This is a genomic window from Pseudomonas sp. S8 (assembly GCF_050473925.1).
Classification (GTDB): Bacteria; Pseudomonadota; Gammaproteobacteria; order Pseudomonadales; family Pseudomonadaceae; genus Aquipseudomonas; species Aquipseudomonas parakoreensis.
On sequence record NZ_JBFDVZ010000016.1, the window covers coordinates 2,391,494 to 2,413,608 of the forward strand.

At 56.8% G+C, this 22,115-nt stretch carries 25 protein-coding genes and 1 tRNA gene; 17 read left to right on the forward strand and 9 right to left on the reverse strand.

From position 1 onward, the window contains the following. Positions 1-10 precede the first annotated feature (10 nt). The 3 genes from gpM to AB1J88_RS11795 are packed head-to-tail and all read right to left on the reverse strand — an operon-like array spanning position 11 to position 2,672. On the reverse strand, positions 11-730 hold the full coding sequence (gene gpM / locus AB1J88_RS11785) for a phage terminase small subunit (RefSeq protein WP_430291139.1): 720 nt from the start codon (positions 728-730) through the stop codon (positions 11-13). Continuing rightward, positions 727-1,746, reverse strand: a complete 1,020-nt coding sequence (locus AB1J88_RS11790) for a phage major capsid protein, P2 family (RefSeq protein ID WP_169840861.1) — start codon at positions 1,744-1,746, stop codon at positions 727-729. The genes gpM and AB1J88_RS11790 overlap by 4 nt, the downstream gene beginning before the upstream one ends. 2 nt (positions 1,747-1,748) lie before the next feature. After that, a complete protein-coding gene (locus AB1J88_RS11795) occupies positions 1,749-2,672 on the reverse strand; it encodes a GPO family capsid scaffolding protein (RefSeq protein WP_430291140.1) in 924 nt (307 codons plus the stop codon). Positions 2,673-2,834: 162 nt separating this feature from the next. On the opposite strand from AB1J88_RS11795, the gene AB1J88_RS11800 reads away from it, so the two are divergent. The 3 genes from AB1J88_RS11800 (at position 2,835) to AB1J88_RS11810 (ending at position 5,990) form a co-directional block, all read left to right on the forward strand. Beyond that, on the forward strand, positions 2,835-4,877 hold the full coding sequence (locus AB1J88_RS11800) for a terminase large subunit domain-containing protein (protein WP_430291141.1): 2,043 nt from the start codon (positions 2,835-2,837) through the stop codon (positions 4,875-4,877). Then, a complete protein-coding gene (locus tag AB1J88_RS11805) occupies positions 4,789-5,658 on the forward strand; it encodes a phage portal protein (RefSeq protein WP_430292687.1) in 870 nt (289 codons plus the stop codon). Before AB1J88_RS11800 ends, AB1J88_RS11805 begins: the two co-directional genes overlap by 89 nt. A gap of 74 nt (positions 5,659-5,732) precedes the next feature. Then, the gene (locus AB1J88_RS11810; protein ID WP_081794887.1) at positions 5,733-5,990 is read left to right on the forward strand and encodes an ogr/Delta-like zinc finger family protein; all 258 of its coding nucleotides are present in this window, start codon (positions 5,733-5,735) and stop codon (positions 5,988-5,990) included. Between the two features lie 40 nt (positions 5,991-6,030). On the opposite strand, the gene AB1J88_RS11815 is transcribed toward AB1J88_RS11810, so the two are convergent. Both AB1J88_RS11815 and AB1J88_RS11820 read right to left on the reverse strand, forming a co-directional pair. Continuing rightward, positions 6,031-6,216: a hypothetical protein gene (locus AB1J88_RS11815; RefSeq protein ID WP_025111113.1), complete on the reverse strand. Its 186-nt coding sequence runs from the start codon at positions 6,214-6,216 to the stop codon at positions 6,031-6,033. 102 nt (positions 6,217-6,318) lie between these two features. Continuing rightward, on the reverse strand, positions 6,319-6,666 hold the full coding sequence (locus AB1J88_RS11820; RefSeq protein WP_258679840.1) for a helix-turn-helix domain-containing protein: 348 nt from the start codon (positions 6,664-6,666) through the stop codon (positions 6,319-6,321). Between the two features lie 92 nt (positions 6,667-6,758). Between AB1J88_RS11820 and AB1J88_RS11825 the strand changes: the two genes are divergently transcribed. The 11 genes from AB1J88_RS11825 to AB1J88_RS11875 all read left to right on the forward strand — a co-directional run bounded on the left by AB1J88_RS11825 (position 6,759) and on the right by AB1J88_RS11875 (position 15,358). Then, positions 6,759-6,959 (forward strand): DNA-binding protein, encoded by a 201-nt coding sequence (locus AB1J88_RS11825; RefSeq protein ID WP_273537091.1) that lies wholly within the window; start codon positions 6,759-6,761, stop codon positions 6,957-6,959. 29 nt (positions 6,960-6,988) lie between these two features. Beyond that, positions 6,989-7,468: a YmfL family putative regulatory protein gene (locus tag AB1J88_RS11830; RefSeq protein WP_086794759.1), complete on the forward strand. Its 480-nt coding sequence runs from the start codon at positions 6,989-6,991 to the stop codon at positions 7,466-7,468. Further along, positions 7,465-7,830: a hypothetical protein gene (locus AB1J88_RS11835; RefSeq protein ID WP_430291142.1), complete on the forward strand. Its 366-nt coding sequence runs from the start codon at positions 7,465-7,467 to the stop codon at positions 7,828-7,830. Before AB1J88_RS11830 ends, AB1J88_RS11835 begins: the two co-directional genes overlap by 4 nt. A 73-nt stretch (positions 7,831-7,903) precedes the next feature. Further along, on the forward strand, positions 7,904-8,137 hold the full coding sequence (locus tag AB1J88_RS11840; protein ID WP_430291143.1) for a hypothetical protein: 234 nt from the start codon (positions 7,904-7,906) through the stop codon (positions 8,135-8,137). A 2-nt stretch (positions 8,138-8,139) separates the two neighbouring features. Further along, positions 8,140-10,935 (forward strand): toprim domain-containing protein, encoded by a 2,796-nt coding sequence (locus tag AB1J88_RS11845; RefSeq protein ID WP_430291144.1) that lies wholly within the window; start codon positions 8,140-8,142, stop codon positions 10,933-10,935. A 15-nt stretch (positions 10,936-10,950) separates the two neighbouring features. After that, on the forward strand, positions 10,951-11,244 hold the full coding sequence (locus AB1J88_RS11850) for a hypothetical protein (protein ID WP_258679109.1): 294 nt from the start codon (positions 10,951-10,953) through the stop codon (positions 11,242-11,244). Positions 11,245-11,309: 65 nt separating this feature from the next. Continuing rightward, positions 11,310-11,558 carry a hypothetical protein gene (locus tag AB1J88_RS11855; protein ID WP_430291145.1) on the forward strand — a complete coding sequence of 83 codons (249 nt, stop codon included), beginning with the start codon at positions 11,310-11,312 and terminating at the stop codon, positions 11,556-11,558. Then, a complete protein-coding gene (locus AB1J88_RS11860; protein ID WP_430291146.1) occupies positions 11,551-11,718 on the forward strand; it encodes a hypothetical protein in 168 nt (55 codons plus the stop codon). The genes AB1J88_RS11855 and AB1J88_RS11860 overlap by 8 nt, the downstream gene beginning before the upstream one ends. Positions 11,719-11,823: 105 nt before the next feature. After that, positions 11,824-13,008 (forward strand): Arm DNA-binding domain-containing protein, encoded by a 1,185-nt coding sequence (locus AB1J88_RS11865; RefSeq protein WP_430291147.1) that lies wholly within the window; start codon positions 11,824-11,826, stop codon positions 13,006-13,008. A 167-nt stretch (positions 13,009-13,175) separates the two neighbouring features. Then, on the forward strand, positions 13,176-14,495 hold the full coding sequence (locus tag AB1J88_RS11870) for an AAA family ATPase (protein ID WP_430291148.1): 1,320 nt from the start codon (positions 13,176-13,178) through the stop codon (positions 14,493-14,495). Beyond that, a complete protein-coding gene (locus tag AB1J88_RS11875; RefSeq protein WP_430291149.1) occupies positions 14,492-15,358 on the forward strand; it encodes a hypothetical protein in 867 nt (288 codons plus the stop codon). Before AB1J88_RS11870 ends, AB1J88_RS11875 begins: the two co-directional genes overlap by 4 nt. 125 nt (positions 15,359-15,483) lie before the next feature. Here the strand turns inward: AB1J88_RS11875 and AB1J88_RS11880 are convergent, their stop codons facing one another. Continuing rightward, a complete protein-coding gene (locus AB1J88_RS11880) occupies positions 15,484-15,702 on the reverse strand; it encodes a hypothetical protein (RefSeq protein ID WP_430291150.1) in 219 nt (72 codons plus the stop codon). A 205-nt stretch (positions 15,703-15,907) separates the two neighbouring features. After that, positions 15,908-15,997, reverse strand: a tRNA-Ser gene (locus tag AB1J88_RS11885). 295 nt (positions 15,998-16,292) lie between these two features. On the opposite strand from AB1J88_RS11885, the gene AB1J88_RS11890 reads away from it, so the two are divergent. The 3 genes from AB1J88_RS11890 (at position 16,293) to AB1J88_RS11900 (ending at position 19,028) form a co-directional block, all read left to right on the forward strand. Further along, a complete protein-coding gene (locus AB1J88_RS11890; RefSeq protein WP_430291151.1) occupies positions 16,293-16,982 on the forward strand; it encodes a crotonase/enoyl-CoA hydratase family protein in 690 nt (229 codons plus the stop codon). A 217-nt stretch (positions 16,983-17,199) separates the two neighbouring features. Further along, complete coding sequence (locus AB1J88_RS11895; protein ID WP_222015488.1) at positions 17,200-17,922, forward strand: 1-acylglycerol-3-phosphate O-acyltransferase; 723 nt, start codon at positions 17,200-17,202, stop codon at positions 17,920-17,922. A gap of 134 nt (positions 17,923-18,056) precedes the next feature. Further along, positions 18,057-19,028: a magnesium and cobalt transport protein CorA gene (locus AB1J88_RS11900; RefSeq protein ID WP_027613314.1), complete on the forward strand. Its 972-nt coding sequence runs from the start codon at positions 18,057-18,059 to the stop codon at positions 19,026-19,028. A gap of 105 nt (positions 19,029-19,133) precedes the next feature. Here the strand turns inward: AB1J88_RS11900 and AB1J88_RS11905 are convergent, their stop codons facing one another. Then, positions 19,134-19,856 (reverse strand): amidotransferase, encoded by a 723-nt coding sequence (locus AB1J88_RS11905; protein WP_041068915.1) that lies wholly within the window; start codon positions 19,854-19,856, stop codon positions 19,134-19,136. A 94-nt stretch (positions 19,857-19,950) separates the two neighbouring features. Next, positions 19,951-22,095 carry a 3-hydroxyacyl-CoA dehydrogenase NAD-binding domain-containing protein gene (locus AB1J88_RS11910; protein WP_430291152.1) on the reverse strand — a complete coding sequence of 715 codons (2,145 nt, stop codon included), beginning with the start codon at positions 22,093-22,095 and terminating at the stop codon, positions 19,951-19,953. Positions 22,096-22,115 lie beyond the last annotated feature (20 nt).

Sequence of the window (22,115 nt, forward strand, 5' to 3'; positions counted from 1 at the left end):
GGGTAGTCAGTTATTGGGCGCCGGTGACGGCGGGTGGTTGTTTGGCGATCGCCTTTCGGCACTTCGCAATGCGCGTTTCGTTGCCGGCTTTCGCGTAAAGCGCGGTGGAGCGTTCCAGGTGCTTGAGCGCGGTTTCCCACTGCTCGGCTTCCATGGCGCGCATGCCAATCAACTTGTGGTACTTGCTCGGAATCTGCTCGGGCAGATTCCACTCACCGTCAACACGCGGCAGCAGATCGGACAGGTAAGGTTCCGGGCTGCGCTGGGCGTTGTATTCGGCGTAGGCCCAGTCGACCACTGCATCCGCGACAAAGGTCTGCACGTCGCGCTTGAAGCGCTCCGGCATCTCCTGGCCCTGCTCGATCGCGAAGTCCGCCAGTTCCAGGCCGTCTTCGAATTGCTCGGTGTCGAACAGCCAGATCATTACCTGCACCAATACGCGGTTCGGCATCACCAGGCCCGAATCCATGTAGCGCTGGATGAAGTCCTGGTACTTGGGCAGCAACTCAGCTCGCTTAAGCGTTTGTTTGCTCGCCAAGTTCTTCAAATCGCTCAAGCGCTTCAGGTCTTCATCCAGCGAGGCTTCCATCAGCAGCAGGTGCTTTTTCGCGTTGGCCGGACTGCTCAGGGCTTCCGCTGGCGAATACGCCAGCGGTGCCGCTGCAGCAGCGATCACTGCAGCGGTTCCCATAGCCAGGGTGCGGCGCTTATGTGCGAGAGCCAGGCTCACTTCACCAGCTCCACGTTCTCGGTCAGCGCGATCTTTTCCAGCTGCTCGATCACGTAACCCTCGTTGCGGCTGTTGTAGTCCTCAACGCGGGAACGCTTCGGGTTATCCACGGTTTGCTTGCGCCAGCTGGAGTCCTGGAAGTAAATCGACAGGTTGTCCCAACTGGTGACCAGGACGCCGTTGACCGGGAAGAACGGCACGCTAAAGCTCGGCAGACCACCGTAGGTCGCGATCACCTGGGCGTCCTCGATGCGCTCTTTTTCGGTCGGGGTGTCGCCCTGTTTGGCGTACAGCTTCGCCTTGTCAGCAGCCAGCAGGTCGGTGCCGATGATCGCCACCAGGTCGCCGCCGTCGCGCAGACGCTCGTCCACCATTTGCTTGGTGTCATGCACCAGGCCATCGAGGTTCTCGTAGTCACCGCCCGGCCCCATGGTGACCTTGCCGGGTGTTTTTCCTTCCTTGAGTACCTGCTGCGGCGCCTGTTCACGCAGCTGCTGCAGCCAGCCTTTGTTCACGTCCTGCAGCATCGGATAGGCTTCGATGTCGGTCTGCGCAGCCGCTTTCACACCATGGAAACCGACCATGATGCGATCCAGCGCGATCTGTTTCTGCACCGCAGCCGAGTAGCGTTGATGGAAGTCCGGGAACTTGGCCCAGGCATCGATTTTCGCGTAAGGCAGGCCCACGTCCGATTCGGTCGAGGAAAGCTCGTAGGTGCTGTTTTCCAGTGCCGAAGCATCTTTCGCCACGCGATCGGTGGTCTTGGTGTTGGTGCGGCCAGTCACCGGGCCGGACACGCCAATAAACACCTTCTCGCCCTTGATCTCGGTCACCGGAATGACGTTGATGCGCTGCAGGAAGTCCGCTTTGGCGGTAATGGCGTCGTTCAGCTCCTGGGCAATCGAAGGCTCAACGGAAAACATCTTGCTGGCCAGCTCGACACCGTAGGTCTCGGCGATCGCCAGCTGCATTTCAGCGTACATCTTGGCGCCATAAGCGCTCAGGGAACGGGCCATGGTCAGAGTACCCGCGCTTTGGTTTTGTCAGTTGCGCCAGTGGTGCGCGGCAACTGACGTCCAGTGCTGGTGTTCTGCAGTGCGGAGAATTGCTTCTGCAGGTTGCCAAGCGCCGCCAGCACTGCCTTGTTACCGCCGCCGTTGCGCTTGAATTCGCGCTCTTCCTCGGCAGTCGTGACGATCTCTTCTACTGCAGCGCTGACGTCATCGATCGGGGTCTGATCGGGTTCTGGTGCGTCTTCGGCGGCAGGCTCGATCACGGCCTGAATGCCGGCAGCGACGACCAGCAGTTGGGCCAGCAGGGCTTTCAAAGCCGTTGCGGTAGCTTCATCCATTGGGGGTTTGCTCTCGGTTGGGGTTTGCGGAGTGGTTTCGGTGGGCGTGTCTTCAATGCCGAAGCGCTTGAACAGGCGGGTAAACATGGCGGCCAGGCGCCCAAACTCGCCCTGCGGCTCGGTTTCGCTCAAAGAGCCCAGCTCGTGGGAAGCGGCGTAGTACGAATCGCGGCTGGTGCGGCTGGAAAAGTAGAGCTCTTGGGTTCCGACACTGGCGGGTTCGTCAGTGACCGCGATGCCGGTCATGTAGGCTTTGCCACGGCCCCGGAAATTCGGCCTGATCTCAATGCTGGTGAACAGCTTTTCGCCAGCGTCGTTCAGGCGCAGCAACTTGTCGTTGGGCTTCAATTGCGCCTCAAGGGCAACTTGGCCAGGCTCCAGGTCTTCCGCGTCCTCGACGAGACGCACAGCGAACACGGTGCCGAATGAACCGAACCACCGTTCGTGTTCACACCAGATAACGGCGGTGTACAGGGTCGGCGTGTAGGTCTCGGCGATGTCGCGCAGTTCCTGGGGCAGGATCTCGCGGCCATCGACGGTCGGGCCGCTGGTGGCAACACGTTTCCAGTAGGAGACAAGGGAACGGGGCATGAGTGGTGACTGCGCTCAATCGTTGAATGAGCCGCCACGATAGGGAGCCGAAATCCCCCAAACAAACGCTTTGCTTCGGCCCGATTCGTAGAAGAAAACTCTACGAACAACGCCGCATTTCAGCCCGCGTTTCCGGCGTTTTCGCCGCATAGACTGCGGCCCATGAACTACCCGACCGAAGTCAAAGAAGCCGCAAAACGCCTCTACCTACGCCGCTGTTCGGTGAAGGAAATCCAGGCGCATTTGAAGCTGCCTAACATCCGCATCGTCTACTACTGGATTCGCCAAGGCGGCTGGGACGAGATGCTGACGGACGAAGAACCGTTGAGCGCCGTCAACCGACGAATCACCCTGATTCTGGAGAAGATCGATCCCCTGACGAAAGCCGAACTGGACGAACTGGAGCGGCTGACGAGTCTGCTTGAGCGTCTGAAAAAGCTCGCGGCCAAACCTGCGCCGGCAGCGCCGTCAGATAATCCGGAAGAGCCTCGCGAACGTCAGCCAGGTCAACGTCGCGAGCGTGGCGAGGGTGGCGGCAAGAAACGCGAAAGGAAGACAAAGAACGACATCAGCGGCCTGACCGAAGTGGACTTCCTGGATAAGTTCATCTCGAAAATGTACGGCTACCAGAAAGAGCTGTTCGAGGCGAAACAGAACCCGCTGACCCGCCGCGTCCGGAACATCCTCAAAAGCCGTCAAGTCGGCCTGACCTACTACTTCGCCGGCGAAGCGTTCATGGACGCCGTGTTGAGCGGTGACAACCAGGTGTTTCTGTCAGCCAGCCGATCGCAATCCGAGATCTTCCGCAGCTACATCATCCAGTTCGCCAAGCAATGGTTTGATATTGAGCTGACCGGTAACCCGATCACCCTGAGCAACGGCGCCGAGCTGCGCTTTCTCAGCACCAACAGTAGCACCGCCCAGGGCTACCACGGCCACGTCTACGTGGACGAATATTTCTGGATTCGCGACTTCGAAAAACTCAGCACCGTGGCCAGCGCCATGGGCACCCACAAGAAGTGGCGCAAAACCTATTTCTCGACACCCAGCGCCGTGTCGCACCAGGCGTATCCGTTCTGGTCGGGCGAAGAGTTCCGCAACAGCAAGCGCGGCAAGAAGGCCGGCGGTGTGTGGCCGAGCGAAACGGCCTACACACAGGGCGCGCTGTGTCCGGACGGCCAGTGGCGCAAAACGATCACCCTGGACGATGCGATCGCCGGCGGCTGCGATTTGTTCGACCTGGAGCAGCTGCAGCTGGAGTACGACGAGGACAAGTTTCAGCAGTTGTTCTACTGCAAGTTCATCGACAGCACCCAAAGCGCGTTCAGTCTCAAGGATCTGGAGCGCTGCTACTCGGATCTGTCGTTGTGGGAGGACTACAACCCGGATCTGGATCGCCCGTTCGGCAACAGCCCGGTCTGGCTGGGATACGACCCGAGTCGCACCCGCGACGACGCCACCTGTGTGGTCATCGCGCCGCCGCTCGAACCCGGGGCGAAGTTCCGGATCCTGGAGAAGCACAGCTGGCGGGGCCATTCGTTCACCTACCAGGCCGCGCAGGTCAAGAAGCTGACCGAGCGCTTCAACGTGCAGCACATCGGCATCGATGTCACCGGCGTGGGCTACGGCGTGTTCGACCTGGTGCGCGACTTTTACGCCAAGGCGACCCCGATTCACTACAGCCTGGAAGCGAAAAACGCCTTGGTACTGAAAGCCCAGGACACGATCCAAGGAAGTCGCATCGAGTGGGACGCCGGCTGGACGGATATCGCCCAGGCATTCCTGACCATCAAGCGCGGCGCCACCAACAGCGGCCAGATCACCTACAGCGCATCCCGTACCGAAGCCACCGGTCACGCCGACATTGCCTGGGCGGTGATGCACGCCCTATCCAACGAACCTTTGAACACCAACAAGCGGCGCCGTAGCCGCTACGTCACGAGTACCCAGAGCAGCCATGGCCAACCGCAAACGCAGAAAGCACCACGTAGCCCAACCACAGCAACAGCCAATGCGCACGTTTACGTTCGGGGAGCCGGAGCAGGTGCTGTCCGGCAACATCGGCGAGTACGTGGGTGTGTTTCCCAGCGACGACGGCAAGATCTACAAACCGCCGGTGTCTCGGGCAGGCCTGGCCAAGCTGTTGCGCGCCAACGCGCACCACGGCGCCATTCCGAAGTTCAAGCGCAACCTGTTGCTGCGTGAGTTCATCGCCTCGGCCGGCTGCAGTACGGAGACGATGGGCCGTGCCGGGCTGGACTACATGGTGTTCGGCGAAGCGTACTTCTACAACGACACCAACGCGTTCGGCCAGGTGCTGGAGCTGCAGCACCTGCCGGCGATCAACATGCGCGTGAAGGTCGACGGAGGCTTCGTGATGCTGCTGCCCGACAACAAGGAAATGGAGTTCGAGGCGCACGAAATCTCCCACGTCCTGGACTACGACGTGGAACAGAACATTTACGGGATTCCGGACTACCTGGGCGGCCTGCAAGCGTTGCTGCTGAATGAGGCCGCCACCCTCTTCCGCCGGCGCTACTACAGCAACGGCGCACACGCTGGCTACATCTTCTACACAAACGATCCCGACCTGACCGAAGAGGACGAAGACGAGCTGCGCGCCCAGATCAGCGCGAGCAAGGGCGTGGGCAACTTCCGATCGATGTTCGTCAACATCCCCAACGGCAAAGAGAACGCAATTCAGATCATTCCGGTGGGTGACTTCCAGGCGAAAGACGAGCTGGAGAAAGTGAAGAACATCACACGAAACGATGTCATCGCGGCCTGGCGGATGAACCCCGCACTGGCCGGCATTATCCCGGAAAATACCGGTGGTTTCGGCGACATCGAAAAGATCGACCGCGTGTACACCAGCAACGAGATTCGACCGATCTGTCAGTTGTTCGATCAGTTGAACGACCGGCTGCGCGATGACAGGCGGTTTGGCTGGAAACCTGCCCCAGAAGCAGTGGATGTCACTGCATAAAATAGTAACCATAGCGGATGCCACTACAAAATGTGGCAATATGGTGGCGATCAGCTGCCCCTGGGGAGGGACATATGCGAGTGACATGCAAGTGTGGAAACAAGGGATTAATCCGGGATAGCAAGCCGCAATCGCCAGATTTCGTGACGCTCTATTGCCAGTGCCTGGACGTCCAGTGCGGGCATACATGGGTGGCCCATTTGACGTTTTCCCACACGCTGAGTCCATCAGCGCAAACCTTCGACCGATTGCTATTTGATCGTCTTCGGGAAATGCCTAGGGCGAAACAGCGGGAGTTGTTCGAGCAGCTCGGGGCGCAGGCAGTTGCGTGACAGGTCAATCGCCGACACCGAAACGTCGGCGATCAAGACATCAGCTGTTGGCTGACTCTTCAGGATTGATGGCAAGAATTTCAGATAGCCGACGAAGCTGACCTTGCTCCTTTTCACTCAATGACCGGTATAGGCCAATGAGGCGGCGTTCCGCTTTGCTCAAGTTGTGCCATTCGAACTCGGCAAATCCCAAGCAAAGAGGTTCTTTTTTGATGCGATCCAACATGCTGACTACTCCATAAAGTGCATGGCTGAATCGGCATTGACGGGATGAGGACCGACTTTAGAACGTAGGGGCGACCAATGTCGTACAAGCTTTTGTTGCGAGTTAATTCTTCTGACGGGCAGCGTCATCGGCCATCGCCTGAAGAAAACGACGTATCGCTTCCTGGTCAAATGACGTGATGCTTCTGTACTGGGTAATCAATTCTTCTTCTGCCGCTGACAACATTTGACCGATCGGCGTCGACCGCCGCCCAGTCAAAATGTAAGCCGCGTCAGCTCCCTGCTCTTCAAGCGCGCTTACGTATCGAAGGTCTAGTGAACTCGCTCCCAATTCATAGTTTTTTTGCGTCCCCCGACTGACGCCTAAACGAACTCCAAACTCTGTTTGATTTAGCCCTAGGCGCTCGCGCTCTTCCCGCAGGCGTTCACCTACTCGATCAGCAATGATCATTTTTTTATTCACCACCATTGACTTGATCATTTTTTTGACCAAGAATCACCACAGACAAACACAAGTAAACACAACTGAACAGAGTGCGCACTATGCCCGCCACCGTTACACCCGAGCAAGCCCGAGAGGCGTTGGATCGAAAAGGAATGAGCATCGCGGAATTCAGCCGCAAGCATGACTTGAACAAAAATTTAGTCAGCGACCTTTTGAACGGAAGGATCAAAGGTCGCCGGGGGGAGGCACATCGCGCCGCCGTATTACTTGGTATCAAAGACGGCGTAATCGAACAGTAACGGTACGGACCAACAGGGAACAGTAGAAGATGAAAAGCCTTGTTCTAGAGACACGCAAGGAAGCGATGCGCGAGATCATTCGCAGCTTTCCCGAGGGACGCGAAGGCGCAGCAGCTCGCTTGGGAATGAAAGTCAAAAAATTCGACAACCACGCCTACGAGAATGCCGGCTGCAGTCCATTGACGGATTTGCAGATTTACATGCTGGAGCAAGCCAGCGGCACCCACCACTTTCCGAACTACGTGGCGCAGATGTATGGCGGCTTGTTTGTAGCCGTCGCCGACCCGGAGAAACTGGACAACGTCGAACTGTATGCTCGATCGGTGCAGGTATCGGCAAAGCGCGGTTGCGTTGACCAGGCGATAGCCCAAGCACTGGAAGACGGCTCTATCAGCGTGGAAGAAGCCGAACACATCCTTGCCGCACACAACCTCCACATGGCCGCACGGCACGCCGAAGTGCTGGCCGCTATCGACCTGTACCGTGCCAAACCGGGGAAAAGCCAATGAACAATCAGCCGGCCGTACAGGAATATCGGGACATGCTCAAAACCGCGGCTTTTGCGTTTCTTGAACGTCATCAGTGCGAACACCTGGTCGACGATCAGCAACTGTTCAAACGGGCTGTTCAGCACCTTGTGACGGATTACAACGCCACGCCGCAGCACGCCGAACGGCTGGTGCATTTGGCTAACAGTGAAATGTCAGCGGTCAGCGATCGGCAGCGACTGGATGTCATCAACAGCACATCAACGCACACCGTGATTTTCGATACAGCTACCGGCAACGCCTGGGCAATCCCGGTAAGCCTGATCTACGAACGCATCCTCATTGCTCCCGATAACGGGCGCTTTCGCATCACCGCGTCCTAACACCTAACCAACAAATCCCCGATCCCCATTGCCGTGGGTTTGGGTGAGCTGCGCCCGAAATTGAGGTTTGACGATGGAAAACGCCCTGAACATCAACGCAAAACTGACGCCTGTAGAGGCTCAAGCGCTCTTGGCCAACCTGCGCGAGCAGTACCGTCTCAGCTTCAACGAACTCTGGTACGCAGATCAGTTCCGCCTGATTCCCGATGGTCTGCGCCACGGGTCAATTCTCGCCAACTGCCCCGTGATGGCTGCTCAGAAACACCTGATCGGCGCCCTCTCCTACTGCCTCAAGAAAGCGAAGTAACCATGAAAGAGCAACTGCGCAGCGACGTGATCGAACGCCTGAAAACCGATTACGGGCTCAAGCAACGGGCAAATTCTGACTACATGCGCGGCGGCACCTGCCCCAAGTGCCGCCAGAAAACGCTGTACACCCGTTTCGATGCTCCGTGGTTGGTGATCTGCGGTAGACCGGAAAAATGCGCGCACACTCTGCACGTGAAAGAGCTGTACGAAGACCTATTCGAAGACTGGAGCAAGCGCGCACCGGCCACTGACCAACACCCCAACGCAACAGCTCGTGCCTACCTAGAATTCGCCCGAGGCTTTCGCATCGAGCTGATCCAGGGCTGGTTCACCCAGGAAAGCTTTTACTCCCCGGACCACAACGCCGGCAGCGCCACCGTGCGCTTTGCACTGGCGAAAGGCGGCTGGTGGGAACGCCTGATCGATCGGCCGCACCGCTTCGGCAAGATGAAAGCTCGGTTCAAATCCAAGGACAGCTATCGCGGCGTCTGGTGGTGCCCGCCGTGCGTGGACCTGTTGGAAGCGAAAGAAGTCTGGATTGTCGAGGGCATCTTTGACGCGATCGCCCTGGTGCACAACGACATTGTCGCGGTGTCGGCCATGTCCTCGAATGCCTTCCCTGAAGAATCACTTCGAGCCCTCGCCCGTGACCGCGACGGCAAGTTGCCCAAGCTGGTCTGGGCGCTCGACAACGAGTCGGGCGCCCACGCCTACACCAAACGCTGGGCGAAGCAGGCGCGAGCGCTGGGGTTCGTCTGTGAGGCCTCGCAGATCCCTCTGCGTGACGGCCGCAAGACCGACTGGAACGATCTGCATCAGCGCTGGAGTTTCATCGAAGACGAGAGCCAACGCGCCGACCAGATCGCGGCTGATCTGAAACAGGCGCGTCACCTGGGCGCCCTGCTGCTTGCCGAAAGCGCGGCCGAAAAAGCGTTGCTGATGTACGACTGGAACAAGCGTGGTGAATTCCACTTGGGCTTCGGCAGTCGCCTGTACTGGTTCAAGTTGGACATGGAGAAATTCAACCGGGCGATGCAGGACATCGAGGACAGCGAGAACCACGACGACCAGTTGCTCAACCAAGCACAACAACGCGAGAAAGCGCTGCAGCAATCGGGCAGCGTGGTCGAGATTGCCAACTGCTACCCGCAAGCCCTGTATTTCCAGCGCAATGAAGTGACGGACGAGTCCTGGTATTACCTGCGCGTCGATTTCCCGCACGACTCCGAAAGCGTGAAGAACACCTTCACCAGCGGGCAGTTGTCAGCGGCCAGTGAATTCAAAAAACGCCTGCTCGGGATGGCAGCCGGCGCCATGTATACCGGCAGCGGTCAGCAGTTGGACAAGCTGATGAAGGACCAACTGTTCGGCATCAAAACCGTGTCGACGATCGACTACGTGGGCTACAGCAAGGAATACGGCTGCTACGTCTACGGCGACCTGGCGATCAAGGACGGCACGACCTACAAGGTCAACAGCGAGGACTATTTCGAGTTCGGCAAGCTGCGTCTGAAGACGCTGCAAAAAGGCGTCCCAATCAAACTACAGCGAGATGGCAAGGACTTCAATGAAGCCTGGCTGCCGCTGCTGTGGACCTGCTTCGGTGCCCAGGGCCTGGTGGCACTGGTGTTCTTTTTCGGCTCGCTCTTCTGTGAGCAGATCCGCAGCCGCTACCAGTCGTTTCCCTTTCTGGAGGCCACGGGCGAGGCTGGCGCCGGCAAGACCACCCTCCTCAATCTGCTGTGGAAACTGCTCGGTCGTGAAGGCTACGAAGGCTTCGACCCAATGAAGTCGACGAAAGCTGGTCGCTCGCGGTTGATGGGCCAGGTGTCGGGCATGCCGGTGGTGTTCCTTGAAGCCGATCGGCATGGCGATGATCGATCGCACGCCAAGACCTTCGAATGGGACGAGCTGAAAGACTTCTACGGCGGCGGCACGCTGGCCACCAAAGGCGTGAAGACCGCCGGCAACGAAACCTACGAGCCACCATTTCGCGGCACGATCGCCATCAGCCAGAACGCGGCCGTGGTCGCTCATGAGGCGATCATGACCCGGATCGTCAAGCTGCATTTCATCCGGCCGACAGTGACGCCGCAAAGCCGCGCTGCAGCGGACAAGCTGAACGCCCTGGACGGCGGCACGCTGAGCCACTTCCTGATTCGGGCCGTCGGTAAGGAATCAGCTGTGCTCGAGCTGTTCGCCCAACGCATGCCCGAACACGAAGCCAGGCTGCGCCGCCTGCACACCCACTGCTTTGCCTGCGGTACGGAGTATCCCAACGAACAAGGCAACTGCAGCAGCTGTGGATACGACTTGCGTGGGTACATCCGCGTCGAGCGGATCAGCAAGAACCATGCGCAGCTGCTGTCGCTGCTCGATGCCCTGCGCCTGGTCCTGAAACTGGACGAACCCCAGGTTGCCGCCACTCAGCGCCAGATCGTGCGCATGGCCATCGAGCGCCAGGCTTCGATCAGCTCCGACCATCCGGCGGTGGCCGAGTTTTGGGAGGTGTACGACTACCTGCAATCGCTCAGCGAAGACCCGGTGGTCGACCACAGCAGCGACCCGAACGTCATCGCGATCAACCTCAACGAATTCAGCGAACGCGCCGCCGAACATAAACAGAAGCTGGCCGACGTGGCGACCCTGCGCGACCTGCTCAAAGAATCCCGCTCGCACAAATTTCTGGACGCCAACAAGGCCGTGCACAGCGCGGTACGTGCGGCGCTGAACGCCAAAACCCCACTGGCGCCGGGCCGTCCGACGACGGTCAAGTGCTGGATCTTCAAAGCGTAAAAGGAGGCTACACCGATGCAAGTTCAAGTGTTTATGGGCAATGCCGGCGACGGCAAAACCAACAAACTGCAGGCCGTTCAGGATCGACTGGAGTTTGTCGGCGAAAGCGCGCCGATCATCCAGGCCGGTGCCTATGGCGAAGAAGGTTTGCTGCAGATCCTGGAAGTCCGCGCCGCCGGTGGCCAGCGCGAAATCCTGGTCGACGACTGCAGCCGGCAACAGATTTTGAAGGTTCTGGAATGGCAGTCCTGTGTCGAACACCTGCCGGATTTTGACGGTTTGGTGGTTCACCTGGCCCGCAAGGACTGACCTTTGAAAAACAGTGTCGAGGAGTTGCAGCTCCTCGACACCCGACCACTACAGAGGACTCAAACATGCAAGTACAGAACCTAAGCAGCAGCGGCACGCAGGCTACCACACCAGCGCGCCACCTGGTGGCCACCGCGCTGATCGGCGCGGCCGTCATCGGCTACTTGGTGCACAAAACCCCGGAATCACGCACGCGCCTGGAAAGCCTCAGTCAGATGGCCCGCACCCTAGGCGAGTTGAGCGCAACGGATGCGGCGGTAGTCACTCGGCTGCTCGCAACACCCGCAACACGGGGAGACTCACGCCATGTCTAACGACCCAGCATTCTCGACACGGCGCTTTCCCTGGAACATGGCGCACACCAGTGTGTGCGACCTGTGCGGCAAGTGGCGGGTTCAAGGCAACCACGCCAAATGCAGCCGCCAGCGCCAGTTGCTCAATGCTCACCGGCGCCACCACCCGCCCAAGCGATAACCGCGTCCACTAGAAGATGCGCTTGCAGATACTTGGCCCGGAAACGGGCCTTTTTGTTTCCGATCGTCAGACTGTCGATACACGAGTACAGCGTTAGGGGTTTACATGAGTGGCGTCGAAGCTCGCGGCAATTCCGTGAGAATCTATTTTCAATACAACGGGGAGAAATGCCGCGAAGCCATCCCGGGGGGCAATACACCGGCCACCGTGGCCCAGGCCAGGCGCCTGATCGACATCATCGATTATGAGATCCAGACCGGCACCTTTGAATACGCCCGGCATTTTCCCAACTCCTCAAGGTTGGTCGAAAACACCTTTGGTCATTACTTGGACCTATGGCTAAAGATCAAAGCAAACAGCGTTGCCGCCTCCAGCTACCGGGGTTATGCCAACAAGGCCGAGGTGCATGTGCGGCCGCGCTGGGGCAAGGTACAGATCAACCAGATTGATCACCTGGACCTGCAAGAGTGGATTCAGGGCACGCTGTCGAAAACCCTGAAAAACAAGACCATCCGCGACATCATCAGCAACGTGCGCCAAGTGTTTCGCCTGTACCGCACGCGTATGAAAGTCGCGCACGACCCAACCGAGGGCTTGATGGTGCGCCTGCCCGATCCGGAGGCCCCGGACCCATTCACCCGGGCCGAGATCAAACAGATCCTCGACACTCCGACCAGCCGTACGCACGAGCTATTGATGGTGCAGTTCATGTTATGGGCCGGCCCTCGGGTGTCGGAGACAATCGCCCTGGCTTGGGAGGATGTCGACCTGGCGCAAGGCACCGTGACCTTTCGCCGATCCAAGGTGCGCGGCGCCTACCGCGTGACCAAAACCCGCCGATCAATGCGCCGCGTGCGCCTGCTGGCACCGGCATGGGAAGCGCTGCAGAAGATTGATGCGCTGACTCGCCGACGCCGGGCGGAAACCGTGGAGGTCGTCGAGCGGGACAACAAGACAGTGCGCCAACACAAACTGCATTTCGTGTTCCTGAACAGCAAAAGCGGTCTGCCGCACGCCAACGACTTCGTGGTCCGCGACCGCTTCTTCAAGGCGCACTTGCTCGCGGCCGGGGTGCGGTATCGTGGACCAGGGCAGTGCCGGCATACGTACGCCAGTCAGCTGCTGACCACAGGTGTGGCGTCGATCGACTGGATCGCCGAACAGATGGGCCACACCAACGGGAACATGATCCGTCAACACTACGGGACGTGGATCAATGAAGACGGACCCGACGTGGTAGGGATGCTGCAAATGGCCTTGAAGCTGTCACCGGTCACGGCCCTACACTGAATCAATTGATGTCTACGTTCTTCAAAACCCCGCAGTTGGCACAGATGCGGGGGCCTCTGAACATAAACGGCACTTGGTAGGGCGATCGTAAACGGCCTATAGCGGAGAGTCGTGCTATTAATATAGCATCACTACGTTTTGCATCGAACGCAGGGAAGGATTATCACGTGCATATCGTTAAATCTTTTACAATCGAAAAGCTTTGGGGAACCGCCCCAATAATTCACGTAAACCTTGATGAACAATTTAACTTTCTGATTGGTCGTAACGGAACGGGAAAAACAACCGTAATAAACTTACTAGCGGCGGTACTTACAGCCGACTTTGAACGCTTAGATCGGATCGATTTCGAAAAAGTCACCGTTGTTTTCAAGGAGGCAGGGCGACGCAAGAAAAACCCATCTATCGAAGTAAACAAAAAACAAAAAGACGGGCTCCCTTATTTTGATATTAATTACGTCTTTCGCGATTCCGCCCGAGACAAACCAACTATCTTCGATCTGGATGCATTGGAGCAAGAACGTTTTTACAGAGGCGTTCCTTCTCGACTTATTAGGGATCGGATGTATAAAGAAAGATTTGCGGACCTGAGAGAAACACTCTCATCGGTGGTGCACACGTCCTGGCTGTCTGTGCATAGGCATACTGAAGAGGGAAGAACTCCTGAAGAGCGAAAGTTTATCCCTGCAATTGATCAAAAACTAAAAGATCTCAACAATAACTTAGTACGTTATTTTTCCAGCCTATCCAAAGAATATTCTGATCAAACTTTCGAATTTCAAAGAAAAATTTTCTTATCCGTACTAACTCCAGAGAAACAAGAATCGATATTTAGCTTTGCTAGGGAACTGGATCTCGACCAAGAAAAGAATACATTGGCTGAAATTTTCCAAGTACTTGGCGTCGACTCGAAACATTACAATCAGAAATTAAAAAATCACTTTGACAAACTAACAAAAGCAATTGACCTCGCACGCAGCAACGACCAACCTGTAAGAGCGGATGACTACACAACTTTATATGGAGCGTGGAAAGTTCACGCACTTGTTGCAGACTATGAAGAATTGCAGGCGGAAAGAGCAAGAATATTTAAACCCAGAGATTCTTTCCTCCACATCCTAAACAATTTATTCGAGGGAAAAAAACAGATTTCCATCTCAGAAAAAAACGAAATAACATTTACTACTGAGCTAAGATTCAATTCATCAAAAGAAATAAAGAAAAAGAACATTATGCTAGAGGAATTATCCTCAGGTGAAAAACAGCTTTTAATTATTCTTGGCGAGGCTCTTTTACAGCAAACTGAAGCTTGCGTTTACATTGCAGACGAGCCGGAGCTTTCATTGCATGTCTATTGGCAAGAAGAGCTTACAAAAGCCATTTCCCAGTTGAATAGAAATGCACAAATTATCTTTGCCACGCACTCTCCGGATATTGTTGGCGGACATGCAGATAAAATAATAGACATGGAAAGCTTGCTAGCATGATATTTACTAGAACACCAAGCGGATTAAAAAATTTCGGCCGTTTCTTTGGTGCCAATCTCACTATCTATGTAGAAGGGAGAGTCGAGTGTGAAGAGTCAGTAGAAGATCCGAGCCGAGCCGACTCGAAATTCTACTCTGCATTATGCTCTGTCTTCCTTAAAGGAAAAAAAATAAAAATAAAACTTACTGGAAACAAGAAGAACGCGCTTGGTTACCATGAAAGAATATTAGCTCAGAACATACCAAACTCTTTAGTGATAGTTGATCGTGACTATGACGGCGTTTTATTCTATAGACAACAAGCACCATGCCTCATCCTAACCCATGGCTATAGCTGGGAAAATGATTTCTGGACAGAGGAACTAATTCAAAAAACACTTGAGACGGCTACCGCCGTAAATCGAGACGAACGCAACTCAGAGAAACTAAATCGAATGGGTGTGCGCTTGGCGAAACTGAGTTCCATAAATGCTGCAGCGCACTGCAACGGAAAGAGTCTATTTGAGTCCAAGGGAAACTCAAAAGGTATAAATATAGATCCGTCGCGATATTTCCCAGTCTCAAAGAATGAATTTAGCAGACTATCAAGGAAATTTCTGGTCAACCCAGTTTGCAATGTAATGATCCAAGTCTACGAAACGACGAAAAGGCTCCCCCCTAAAAATGTGATTCAGGGGCACCTATGGGAACACGCTTCACTTCTACTGATTTCTCACGTGTACGCAAAGTCAACTTCAACAACGCTAAAAAACAATCAAATTTTGGTCAACATTGCTCTTAGCACTTTTGCAAATGATCCCGCCTCCTATCTAACGAGTGAGGCATTCGATTACTACGACAGGGAGTTTTCTCGAGCAATGTAGAAGTAAAAGAATAATGATTGGTACAGCGCTGCGCTACAATTAAGTCAAAAGAATAATCGTGCGATACACGTCGCGGCGCTGTTAAAGAATAGAGTTTTTGCTCCGAGTGATTCGGCAGCTATTTTCTACGCCTGACGTAACCTCATAATCGCATCGGTGATTGCGTTAGCATTTCTGTCTATGGTTTCCATGGCCCCGACAGCGTTTTCTGCAACAACCCCCGCGCCATTGTTTGAAAGCCATTTCGTGACCTCCTCGATTGCTGCAGCCAAAGCATGTTGGTTGTGCAGGAGCAATGTCAGAGCATCTGCGGTGGCGACGTTGGATTCAGAACGGTTAGGCATGGGATCGTCCTTGAGCGAGGGGGTTCTGGAGAGCGTAGTCCAGGGCCGTCGGATCATCACAAACGCAGCGTTCGCCGCATACTATTTCTCGCACCAGAACAGTGCGCCAGTCCCATATCAGTCCCATATGGCCTTTTTTCAGATGCCAAAAACCACAAACCCCCGACTTTCTCTAGGAAAATCAGGGGTTTGCGTTTTCATAATTTGGCGGTGAAGGAGAGATTCGAACTCTCGATACAGTTTCCTGTATACACACTTTCCAGGCGTGCTCCTTAAGCCACTCGGACACTTCACCGTATCTCTTCAAACATGTTCTGTCTGTCGAGGCGCGCTAATGTAGTCGAAAGCTTTTCTGATGGCAAACTTTTTTTCAGAATTTTCATGCGCTTAAGGCATAAAGGCGTTTCGACCCACCCTGGACGATGGCAAACCGGACAATCTCTGGTGACGGCCACCCTTTTATATAGAAGCAGAACGGTGTGCTACGCCGAGCGCGGCCGGAAACGGTGACTGGCGGGTCAGTCACGGCGCTTTACCTGGCCTGCGGCGGTGGGTAACGTCTGCCCATCTTTCTTACAAGGAATAGCGTCATGAGTGAGTTGATTGCCTACCACCTCGAAGACGGTATCGCGACCCTGACCTTGAACAACGGCAAGGTCAATGCCATTTCCCCGGACTTGATTGCGGCGTTCAACGCGGCGCTGGATCAGGCGAAAACTGATCGTGCCATCGTGATCATTACCGGTCAGCCGGGAATTCTGTCGGGCGGCTACGACTTGAAGGTGATGACCGCGGGGCCTAAAGAAGCCGTGGCGCTGGTGACTGCGGGTTCGACACTCGCCCGTCGCCTGCTCTCTCATCCGTTCCCGGTGATTGTCGCCTGCCCTGGTCACGCTGTGGCCAAAGGCGCGTTCCTGCTGTTGTCTGCCGATTACCGCATCGGCGTCGATGGCCCGTTCAGCATCGGCCTGAACGAAGTGCAGATCGGCATGACCATGCACCACGCCGGCATTGAGCTGGCCCGTGATCGCCTGCGTCGCTCGGCGTTCCACCGTTCAGTGATCAACGGTGAGATGTTTGATCCGAAAAGCGCGGTGGATGCCGGTTTCCTCGACAAGGTGGTGGCTGCCGAAGAGCTGCAAGGCGCAGCCCTGGCAGCAGCGCGTCAGTTGAAGAAGATCAACATGAACGCGCACAAGAACACCAAGCTCAAAGTGCGCAAGGCACTGCTCGAAACCCTCGACAACGCGATCATCCAGGATCAGGAGCATCTGGGTTAAACCCACGCTTCCCGAGCCGAAGAAAAGCCCGACCGTCGTGTCGGGCTTTTTCTTGCGCGTTCGGTTGATCGAGCGTCGACTGCTCTAGCACGGGTCTGACAATCAACTCGGAAACATGCGCTTAAACATCGCCTATCTCCGCACTCTATAGCAGCAATTGCCGAAAACAGTGCACATCCGTACACTGCGCCACCTTTTGTCCCGGTGGGGCCTGAAAATGCTGTTTGTGTTTCGTATGTTATTGATGGGCCTGCACTTTATTCTGGCCGGCGTGCTGGGCGTGATCCTCGGGCTGTGCCGTCCGTTCAACCCGGACAACAGCCGACTGTGCGCCCGCCTCTACGCGCTACCGGCCATGTTTATTTTGCGTTTGCGTGTGAAGGCTGAAGTCGGCCCGTTGATGAACAAGCCCGACAGCTGCGTGATCGTGGCCAACCATCAGTCCAACTACGACCTGTTCGTGTTCGGCAACGTGGTACCCCGCCGGACTGTGTGCATCGGCAAGAAAAGCCTGAAATGGGTGCCGCTGTTCGGGCAACTGTTCTGGCTGGCAGGCAACGTGTTGATTGATCGTGGGAACGCGCACAAGGCGCGCAAGTCGATGCTCACCACCACCCACACCTTGCAACACGAAGACACGTCGATCTGGGTGTTCCCGGAAGGCACGCGCAACCTCGGTGAAGAACTGCTGCCATTCAAGAAAGGCGCGTTCCAGATGGCGATCGCCGCCGGTGTGCCGATTGTGCCGGTGTGCGTCAGCAGCTACATCAAGCACATGCGCCTGAACCGCTGGCGCAGCGGGAAAATTCTCATACGCTCGCTGCCGGCGATTCCTACAGCCGGGCTGACCATGGATGACATGCCCATGCTCATGTCCCAATGCCGCGAACAGATGCGCGAGTGCATCGCCGCGATGGATCAGCAGCTGCAAGCTGCGTGAAAAACCAACCCGCCTCGTGCGGGTTTTCTTTTGCCGGGTGAACTGTGCAGATTTCACTGACTCTCAAGCAGCGACACGGCTAAGCTGAAGCCTTGTATTCCCTGCCATCTGCCAAGAAGAAGTGAACCACCACCATGGGTCGAGTTGTTGCTGCTGCGGTTTACAGCGCCGGTAAGAAAGTCACCAATATCACGCTTGACGAAGGCGCCGCCTGGGCCGCAAAAACCGGGCATTTTGTCTGGATCGGCCTGGAAGAGCCGGACGCTCAGGAGCTGGCCAATCTGCAACGCCAGTTCAACCTGCACGAACTGGCCATCGAAGATGCCCTGGAAAAACACAGCCGGCCAAAGCTGGAAACCTTTGGTGACGCCTTGTTTATCGTCACCTACTCGCCGATCCGCGAGCATGGGATTTTGCAGTTCATCGAAACGCATATCTTCGCCGGCAAGGGCTACATCATCACCGCCCGCAACGGCCACTCGGCGTCCTATGCGCATGTCCGCCAGCGCTGTGAGGCGCGGCCGCTGTTGCTCGAGCACGGCGAAGATTTCGTCCTCTATGCACTGCTGGATTTCGTGATCGAAAACTACCAGCCAGTCGGCGAAGCAATTCATGCCGAGATAGATGAACTGGAGCGCAACGTGCTGTGCAGTGCGTTGAACGAGCATGACATCCAGAAACTTCACGGCCTGCGCCGCGATGTGTTGCGCCTGCGCCGTTATGCAGCGCCGATGGTGGAGATTGGCGAGGAGCTGCAGAAACTGAGTTTCCCGTTCATCGACAAGAACATGCGCCCGTACTTCCGCGATGTGCAGATTCACGTCACGCGGCAGATGGAAGACCTGACGACGCTGGCGGACATTGCCAGCCAGACCATCGAGATCGGCGTGTTGCTGGAGGCGTCACGGCAAAGTGTGGTGCAACGCAAATTTGCTGCGTGGGCGGCGATTCTGGCGTTCCCGACGGCGGTGGCGGGAATTTACGGGATGAACTTCCAGAACATGCCGGAGCTGAGCTGGCATTACGGTTATTTCGCCGTGCTGGGGTTTATCACCGTGGGGTGTGTGAGTTTGTGGGCGAGTTTCAAGAGGTCTGGGTGGTTGTAGGGAAGCAAAAGCAAAAGCAAAAGATCGCAGCCTGCGGCAGCTCCTACATTGGGATGGTGTACACCCTGTAGGAGCTGCCGCAGGCTGCGATCTTTTGATCTGCTATCAAGCAGCTTCTGGCTTGTGCGCCACAAACCGCATCATCCATTCCGCCACCGTGGTGCCATGGTGCTCCTGCTCCAGGCTAGCCACGCCTTTGGAATAGATCTGTGACCCCAGCGCGTCCTGGCGCAGATCCAGCAGCGCCCGCGAATAGTCGTGGATAAATTCCGGATGGCCCTGGAAGCACAGCACCTGATCGTTGATGTGATACGCGGCAAACGGGCAGAAATCGCTGGAGGCAATGACCGTGGCGTTTTCCGGCAACGCCGTGACCTGATCCTGGTGGCTGATCAGCAACGTCAACTCTTCCCGCACCGGGCTCATCCACGGCGCCTTGGCCGCCAGTTTGTAGTTGTGGGTGCCGACACCCCAGCCCTGAGTGGCGCGCTCACTCTTGCCACCGAGCAACAGCGCCAGCAGTTGATGGCCGAAGCACACGCCGAGCAGCTTGTCGCCACGCTCGTAGCGAGTCAGCAGGTATTGCTTGAGAGTCTGGATCCACGGATCGGTGCCGAACGAATCGGCCTTGCTGCCAGTGATCAGGTACGCGTCAAAGGTCAGGTCGTCGCTTGGGTATTCACCCTGCATCACGTTGTACACGGTGAACTCGGCGGCAATCGGTTGCTGCGAGAACAGGCGCTGGAACATCTGCCCGTAACCCTGATATTGATCGACCAGTTCCGGACGCAGGATGTCGGTTTCCAGAATGCAGATGCGTAGCGACATAAAAAATACCTGACACGTGATGGGAATAATGAACACCCAGAGCCTGCCTTGAAACACCCCGGCAAGGCAAGCCCCGCAGCGCTCAGCCGATCACTTAAAACAACTCGCCTTTCGCGGCTTTTTCCAGCAACAACGCCGGTGGCGCAAAGCGCTCGCCGTACTGCTCGGCCAGATACTGCGCGCGTGCGACGAAGTCCTGCACGCCGTACTGATTGATAAATTGCAATGCGCCGCCGGTCCACGGGGCAAATCCAATGCCGAAGATCGAGCCGACGTTGGCATCTGCCGTCGAAGTCAGTACACCCTCCTCCACGCAGCGCACGGTTTCCAGAGCCTGCACGAACAGCAGACGATCACGCACATCCTTCGGCGAAATCTGCCCGTCAGCCTTCTCGAAACGCGTCTTCAGCTGCGGCCACAGATGCTTCTGACCACCCGCCGGGTAATCGTAGAAGCCCCCGCCGGCGGCTTTGCCCGGGCGCTTGTATTCGTTAAGCAGCAAGTCAATCACAGCGAACGCCGGATGCTCTGTCAGCGGTTTCCCTTCCGCTTGCAGGTCCTTGGCCGTTTGCTGACGGATATGGCTCATCAGGCTGAGGGAAACTTCGTCGGAGATCGCCAGCGGCCCGACCGGCATCCCGGCCTTGCGCGCTTCGGTCTCGATCATCGGCGCACTCACACCCTCGCCGAGCATGGCGATGCCTTCGTTGGTGAAGGTGCCAAACACCCGCGAGGTAAAGAAGCCACGACTGTCATTGACCACGATCGGGGTTTTCTTGATCTGCAGGACGAAGTCGAAACCGCGCGCCAGGGTTTCAGCACTGGTCTGCGCACCCTTGATGATTTCCACCAGCGGCATTTTGTCCACCGGGCTGAAGAAATGCAGACCGATGAACTTGCTCTGATCGGGTACCGCCGTCGCCAGCCCGGTGATCGGCAACGTTGACGTGTTGGAGGCAATCACCGCGTCAGGACCGACAATCTTTTGCGCTGCAGAGGAGACGTTGGCCTTCAGTTCACGGTCTTCGAACACCGCCTCGATGATCAGATCACAACCCGCCAGATCGGCATCGCTCTCGCTGGCCTGGATCCGCGCCAGCACCGCCTCGCGTTTTTCAGCCGTCATCTGCCCACGGGCGACTTTCTTGTCCAGCAATGCCGCCGAGTGGGCCTTGCCCTTCTCGGCCGCCGCCAGGTTGATGTCCTTGAGCACCACATCGATACCAGCCGAGGCACTGACGAAGGCGATCCCGGCGCCCATCATGCCCGCACCGAGTACACCGACCTTGCGCGTGACATAGGGCTCAAAGCCCTGCGGCCGCGAACCGCCAGCATTGATTTCGTTGAGCTGAAACCAGAAGGTGCCGATCAGGTTTTTCGAAATCTGCCCGGTGGTCAGTTCGGTGAAGTAACGCGTTTCGATCAGGTGCGCGGTGTCGAAATCGACCTGCGCGCCCTCCACTGCCGCGCAGAGGATTTTCTCCGGCGCGGGCAGCGTGCCCTGAGTCTTGCTGCGCAGGATTGACGGCGCTATCGCCAGCATCTGCGCGACCTTCGGATTCGACGGCGTGCCGCCGGGAATCTGGTAGCCCTTCACATCCCAGCGCTGCACCACACTCGGGTTGGCGACAATCCAGGCGCGCGCCTTGGCCAGCAACTCGCCACGATCCGCCGCCAGCTCATCGATCAGACCGGCCTGCAACGCCTGCTGTGGGCGGATCTTCTTGCCTTCGAGCAGATACGGCAGCGCCTTTTCGATCCCCAGCATACGCACCATACGCACCACCCCGCCGCCGCCCGGCAACAGTCCGAGGGTCACTTCCGGCAGACCGAGTTGCACCGCCGCATCGTCCAGCGCCACCCGGTGATGGCACGCCAGGCAGATTTCCCAGCCTCCGCCGAGTGCGGCACCGTTGATCGCTGCGACCACCGGTTTGCCGAGGGTTTCCAGGGTGCGCAATTGCCCCTTGAGGCTCAGCACCATGTCATAGAACGCTTTGGCCTCGGGTTTACCGACTTTGATCAGCTCATTGAGGTCGCCGCCGGCAAAGAAGGTTTTCTTCGCCGAGGTGATGATGACCCCGGCAATGCTGTCCTTTTCCGCCACCAGCCGCGCGACGCAGGCGCCCATGGCCTGGCGGTATACGGCGTTCATGGTGTTGGCGCTCTGGCCCGGCATGTCGATGGTCAGCACGACGATGGCGTCCTGACCTTTTTCGTAACGAATGGCTTCGCTCATAACAAGATTCCTTGAATTCG

Bases quoted from the DNA above. Each gene is read 5' to 3' on its own strand.
- AB1J88_RS11790 (WP_169840861.1), bottom strand. From the start codon at position 1,746: ATGGCCCGTTCCCTGAGCGCTTATGGCGCCAAGATGTACGCTGAAATG.
- AB1J88_RS11835 (WP_430291142.1), top strand. From the start codon at position 7,465: ATGAACAATCAGCCGGCCGTACAGGAATATCGGGACATGCTCAAAACC.
- AB1J88_RS11910 (WP_430291152.1), bottom strand. From the start codon at position 22,095: ATGAGCGAAGCCATTCGTTACGAAAAAGGTCAGGACGCCATCGTCGTG.
- AB1J88_RS11810 (WP_081794887.1), top strand. From the start codon at position 5,733: ATGCGAGTGACATGCAAGTGTGGAAACAAGGGATTAATCCGGGATAGC.
- AB1J88_RS11845 (WP_430291144.1), top strand. From the start codon at position 8,140: ATGAAAGAGCAACTGCGCAGCGACGTGATCGAACGCCTGAAAACCGAT.
- AB1J88_RS11880 (WP_430291150.1), bottom strand. From the start codon at position 15,702: ATGCCTAACCGTTCTGAATCCAACGTCGCCACCGCAGATGCTCTGACA.
- AB1J88_RS11795 (WP_430291140.1), bottom strand. From the start codon at position 2,672: ATGCCCCGTTCCCTTGTCTCCTACTGGAAACGTGTTGCCACCAGCGGC.
- AB1J88_RS11820 (WP_258679840.1), bottom strand. From the start codon at position 6,666: ATGATCATTGCTGATCGAGTAGGTGAACGCCTGCGGGAAGAGCGCGAG.
- AB1J88_RS11865 (WP_430291147.1), top strand. From the start codon at position 11,824: ATGAGTGGCGTCGAAGCTCGCGGCAATTCCGTGAGAATCTATTTTCAA.
- AB1J88_RS11860 (WP_430291146.1), top strand. From the start codon at position 11,551: ATGTCTAACGACCCAGCATTCTCGACACGGCGCTTTCCCTGGAACATG.
- AB1J88_RS11800 (WP_430291141.1), top strand. From the start codon at position 2,835: ATGAACTACCCGACCGAAGTCAAAGAAGCCGCAAAACGCCTCTACCTA.
- AB1J88_RS11825 (WP_273537091.1), top strand. From the start codon at position 6,759: ATGCCCGCCACCGTTACACCCGAGCAAGCCCGAGAGGCGTTGGATCGA.
- AB1J88_RS11875 (WP_430291149.1), top strand. From the start codon at position 14,492: ATGATATTTACTAGAACACCAAGCGGATTAAAAAATTTCGGCCGTTTC.
- AB1J88_RS11890 (WP_430291151.1), top strand. From the start codon at position 16,293: ATGAGTGAGTTGATTGCCTACCACCTCGAAGACGGTATCGCGACCCTG.
- AB1J88_RS11905 (WP_041068915.1), bottom strand. From the start codon at position 19,856: ATGTCGCTACGCATCTGCATTCTGGAAACCGACATCCTGCGTCCGGAA.
- AB1J88_RS11850 (WP_258679109.1), top strand. From the start codon at position 10,951: ATGCAAGTTCAAGTGTTTATGGGCAATGCCGGCGACGGCAAAACCAAC.
- AB1J88_RS11840 (WP_430291143.1), top strand. From the start codon at position 7,904: ATGGAAAACGCCCTGAACATCAACGCAAAACTGACGCCTGTAGAGGCT.
- AB1J88_RS11830 (WP_086794759.1), top strand. From the start codon at position 6,989: ATGAAAAGCCTTGTTCTAGAGACACGCAAGGAAGCGATGCGCGAGATC.
- AB1J88_RS11900 (WP_027613314.1), top strand. From the start codon at position 18,057: ATGGGTCGAGTTGTTGCTGCTGCGGTTTACAGCGCCGGTAAGAAAGTC.
- AB1J88_RS11815 (WP_025111113.1), bottom strand. From the start codon at position 6,216: ATGTTGGATCGCATCAAAAAAGAACCTCTTTGCTTGGGATTTGCCGAG.
- AB1J88_RS11895 (WP_222015488.1), top strand. From the start codon at position 17,200: ATGCTGTTTGTGTTTCGTATGTTATTGATGGGCCTGCACTTTATTCTG.
- AB1J88_RS11855 (WP_430291145.1), top strand. From the start codon at position 11,310: ATGCAAGTACAGAACCTAAGCAGCAGCGGCACGCAGGCTACCACACCA.